Source organism: Pseudanabaena sp. CCNP1317, assembly GCF_034931345.1.
GTDB classification, from domain to species: Bacteria; Cyanobacteriota; Cyanobacteriia; order Pseudanabaenales; family Pseudanabaenaceae; genus Pseudanabaena; species Pseudanabaena galeata.
Genome location: NZ_JAYGIF010000084.1, coordinates 1 through 4,248 on the forward strand (window position 1 = coordinate 1; position 4,248 = coordinate 4,248).

Consider the following 4,248-nt stretch of genomic DNA (forward strand, 5'->3'; position numbering starts at 1 on the left):
GCTAATTATAGCATAGATAACTTCTATTGATTCGAGAATCGCTCAATTTGTTTCTGGCTCACTTTCATCCCGTCACTCATCCTTGTAAACGGATAGAGTGCGGGACTTCTCGTTCGCGTTAGTTAAACTTAAAACCTGTGGCACGCGCTATGCGCGTGCCACAGGTTTTAAGGTTTTAATTGTGTAGAGGTACTTATGATTTTTGAAACGCTTCAAAAAGCCTATTCTCATTAATCTATTTCATTAGCAAATACAGTAGCGATCGCTTGTTTGGCATCGGTGCGAAATTCTTGGACATTAACTCGACTTAATAGAAATACCGCAAAAATCATCACTACAGCTTCACAAACAAAAACGAAGCTATAAGCTAATGTCGGCAAACTGAAGATTTTGTTGCCAATATCTAGCACCACACCACCTGTAACTGTGGCAAGTCCTCTAGCGATCGCTTGAGATAGTCCCCAAGCACCAATAAAGGTTCCCGCAGTTTCGGCCGCCGTGAGGTCAAGCATGAGACTCAAAGCGCCTGAAGTCGTAATTCCAGAGGCAAATCCAAATAGAGTTAAAGCACCTTGTAAGACGGGAATTTTTTGGGTAAATCCTGCAATTAATAATAAGGCGCAGCTACCCGCAACTAAGTAACAACCTAGTTTGGTGGAATTTTGCTTGCCAAGGCGCGGCACAATCAAGAATCCTGAAGAACTCAACCCTATTAAGCTTCCTGTGCCAAAAGCGGCATTAAGTTGTGTGGTTTTACAAATACTCATGCCAAACACAGCACCCCCAAATGGTTCCATAATTGCATCCTGCATGAAAATACCAATGGTCATCATTAGCAGGAATGAGAAAAATAAACCTGTTTGTTTGCTTGCCGTCAACACGCGCAGCGCTTTACCAAGACTAAGTTTATCCTCTGTGGCAGTGGTTCCATTGAGAATGTGATTTTCGGCAACACGCAACTTATAACGGGAATACTTCTGCTCAATGCCATAGGTAGCGAACAGTGCTAAACCCACTACCGCCACAGGAATGACCATGAAGACAAAATTTAGTGTTTTTTGCAATTGGGCAAGGCGATCGCGATCCGTATAAATAGAAATATTACTAGGCGGTTCTTCTGAACATTGCAGCAAACGAGAAACCACGATCGCACCAATCACAATTCCCACCATCAACATCGACCAGACGATTCCCACTAGTTTAGAGCGATCCTCTTCGTCGGACACATCCACTAACATCGCGGCAAAAGGTGTAGAACTCAGGCTAATTGACATTCCATACAGCGCAAACATAGCAGCCAAGGCGATCGCCCAGCCATAGGTGACACCATTCCAGCCAATCTCATACACACTGCGTCCCAATTGCCACATCACCTGTGTAGTCAGAAAAGCAACCACAGCAAAGATCACGGCTCCAATCCAGACATAGCCTGAGCGATGGGTTCCGAATATCGTTTTAGCATCGGAGGTCTGCCCAAACCAAACTCGCGTCGGAGACACAAATAGAGGCATCGCAATAAACACGGCGGCGAGGGTCGCAGGAATCGCTAGTTCGTTGATCATCACACGGTTCAACAACCCTGCGATCAGCAAAGACATAATTCCTAAGCCCATTTGAAATAGCCCGATCCGAAACATTTGGATCAGTGGCAATTTAGGCGGTATTTGGGACGGGGTTTCGTCTAAATTTGCGATATCGACTTGGTTATTCATCGGTTGCGATTGAAATTAAAAAAATCAGTAAAAACACTATTATCTCAAACTTCCGCAGAATTGCGCTAGCCGATCGCCAAACCAGCCCCATAGACTCTAATTCAATCTTGATAGGTTATGGTGCTGCACTAAGTAGCTAGGCATAAGTAAACTAAAAACCTAGAAAGCTGTCCCGCCCGCGTAGCGGGCGGGACAGCTTCTGGTTTTAGGTTTTAATTATGCCTAGCTACTTACAACCTATCAAGTTGATCAACTTGAGATGGGGATAAATCTATGGATTCTGGTTGGAGACGCTCAAATTTTTTATTAGCTTGTAGCCTAGTTCTCTGCTTCAGTACTAAGGTTTATGCAGAGGAGTTACCCAAAAACTTTGATTCACTACAGCCTATTAATCATCAAATTCAGCAAGTTAAGTCACAAAAAACTAAGCAAAAACCCAATACTCAATTACTAAATGCTCAATTACTAATTGCTTCTCAAAATGGCAACCTCAAGGAGGTGCGATCGCTAATTTCCCAAGCAACCGATGTCAATGTCCGCGATGAATATGGATGGACACCGATCCTATGGGCGGCGATGAATGGACATACTGATGTGGTGCGAGTTTTATTAGTGTCAGGTGCAACTCCGAATACGCGCAATAAGTATGGATGGACTCCTCTAATGTGGGCGGCTGGTCAAGGCTATAGCGAAATTGTGCGATCGCTAATTGCCTCAGGAGCGCGGCTAAACGCACAGGATCGCAATGGCTGGACAGCGATGATGTGGGCATGGGATGGCAATCATCAAGAAACGGTCGCAATTTTACGAAATGTGGCTAATGACTAATCAAAATCAAAATATAAGTAGCGGCGCGAAGCGCCGCTACTTGTATTTTTGGTTTTATGTCCTAACCTAACCTTTGCTTGCTATAGAACAAAAATTGAAAGAGGGTTTGGAAACCAAACCCGTACCTTAATAGGTAGGGGCACCCCCCCCGTGGTTACCCTGCTTTGCTAATTCGATCAAAGCTGACTCCAGTTGTGAAGACATCTCAACTTTGCCCGATCGCAAATGTAGATCACGCTGCGGAAAAGGAATCTCGATTTGATTTTGGTTAAGAACTTCATAGATCAAAAAATACAAGTCACTTTTGAGTAAAAATTGTTTGTCTGGTTCCGCAGTCCAAATTAATAGCTCAAAATCTAAGGAGCTATCACCAAACCCTTTGAACAATAGACTAGGAGAAGGAGAAGCTAATACCTTGGGATGTTCGCTAGCAGCTTCTATCAACACTGTCCGCACATGCTGGGGATCGGAGCCATAGGCTACGCCCAATGGTAAATGTATCCTTGAGATCGGGTTGCCATGACTCCAATTAATCACTTCACTATCGAGAAATCGCGAATTCGGCACAATAATGGAGACACGATCTAAGGTGCGAATTTCTGTACTCCTTGCCCCAATTCTTTCGACAGTGCCATGCAAATCTCCGACTTCAATGAAATCCCCCACTTGAATCGGACGCTCAAACACCAAAATTAAGCCGCTACCAAAGTTTTTGGCAATATTTTGTAAGCCAATACCTAAACCAATACTCAAGGCACTAGCCAAAATTGTGAGCGAACTCAAGTCTAGTCCCCAGATCTGCAATAAAACTAATGTGCCGATAAAGATTAGGGTGTACTGCACAATTACCGCGATCGCTTCCTGTGCGCCACGGTTTAGCCCTGCAATACTGAGCACACGGTCTTTAAAGATATCAATAAATGCTCTGACGAGAAGTATTAGTCCAAATAGGAGTGCGCCTAAAATCGATAGATTGATGATTGAATAGGAGCTTTTGCCAAGGGTCAAGATGGGCGCATTAAAACTAGATGTTAAAACATCGCGAATTTGTTGGCTGATGGCGCGAGAATCGGGGAAAAGATCAGCAATGTAGAGGATCGCCGCCACCCAAACGGAGATACGGGTGATCGACAAAATTACTGTAAAAAATAAATCTAGTCCCTTCGTAATTGACTCGCGTTCCGTACCTTCTAACTTCCGTTTGAGTGTGCGCGATAAGTACCGCCGCAACATTCCCAAGCCCCAAGAAAGAGCGATCGCGCCCACAATAATTACAATAGGCAAAATGATCATAAAGTTATGTTCTTTGGTGATTGCTCATAGACATATGAATCAATATAATTCTCTACCAATGGATTTACAGCACTTTTATTTCCTTGTATTACCATTGACATGACTGGTATTTGGTCAGCCCACCTGAGTGGGTTAGAGGGGCTGTTCAGCGCGACAGATACATGGTCATTAAAACTGACCGCGATCGCCGCCTTACTACCAGAATCCATAGCCCTAGCTTTAATCATGCGGCGGTCTAGCCAAACGCAAGAGTAGATACAATACGCATTTATTGCAAATTAGAGACTTGGGCTTGGAGACCAAGCCCCTACCTATCCAAAGATGTAGATACTGTCTTGAGTACCAAAAAGTCAAGAGGGAATTTTAACAAAATTAGGATCGAAAGAACGCTGAGACTTGAGAACACCAAAGACCT

Annotated in this window: 4 protein-coding genes; 2 read left to right on the top strand and 2 right to left on the bottom strand. The window is 43.9% G+C overall.

The window, feature by feature from the left end; translation table 11 throughout:
• Positions 1-230 precede the first annotated feature (230 nt).
• Entirely contained in the window at positions 231-1,712 is a 1,482-nt protein-coding gene (locus VB775_RS15610) for a BCD family MFS transporter (protein WP_281006643.1), read from the bottom strand.
• Between the two features lie 273 nt (positions 1,713-1,985).
• On the opposite strand from VB775_RS15610, the gene VB775_RS15615 reads away from it, so the two are divergent.
• Positions 1,986-2,540: an ankyrin repeat domain-containing protein gene (locus VB775_RS15615; RefSeq protein WP_281006644.1), complete on the top strand. Its 555-nt coding sequence runs from the start codon at positions 1,986-1,988 to the stop codon at positions 2,538-2,540.
• Positions 2,541-2,666: 126 nt separating this feature from the next.
• Here VB775_RS15615 and VB775_RS15620 read toward each other — a convergent pair whose 3' ends face one another.
• A complete protein-coding gene (locus tag VB775_RS15620; protein ID WP_281006645.1) occupies positions 2,667-3,833 on the bottom strand; it encodes a mechanosensitive ion channel family protein in 1,167 nt (388 codons plus the stop codon).
• A gap of 99 nt (positions 3,834-3,932) precedes the next feature.
• Here VB775_RS15620 and VB775_RS15625 point away from each other — a divergent pair, with 99 nt between their 5' ends.
• Positions 3,933-4,088 carry a hypothetical protein gene (locus VB775_RS15625; protein WP_281006646.1) on the top strand — a complete coding sequence of 52 codons (156 nt, stop codon included), beginning with the start codon at positions 3,933-3,935 and terminating at the stop codon, positions 4,086-4,088.
• Positions 4,089-4,248: the final 160 nt, after the last annotated feature.

Bases quoted from the DNA above. Each gene is read 5' to 3' on its own strand.
- VB775_RS15610 (WP_281006643.1), bottom strand. From the start codon at position 1,712: ATGAATAACCAAGTCGATATCGCAAATTTAGACGAAACCCCGTCCCAA.
- VB775_RS15615 (WP_281006644.1), top strand. From the start codon at position 1,986: ATGGATTCTGGTTGGAGACGCTCAAATTTTTTATTAGCTTGTAGCCTA.
- VB775_RS15620 (WP_281006645.1), bottom strand. From the start codon at position 3,833: ATGATCATTTTGCCTATTGTAATTATTGTGGGCGCGATCGCTCTTTCT.
- VB775_RS15625 (WP_281006646.1), top strand. From the start codon at position 3,933: ATGACTGGTATTTGGTCAGCCCACCTGAGTGGGTTAGAGGGGCTGTTC.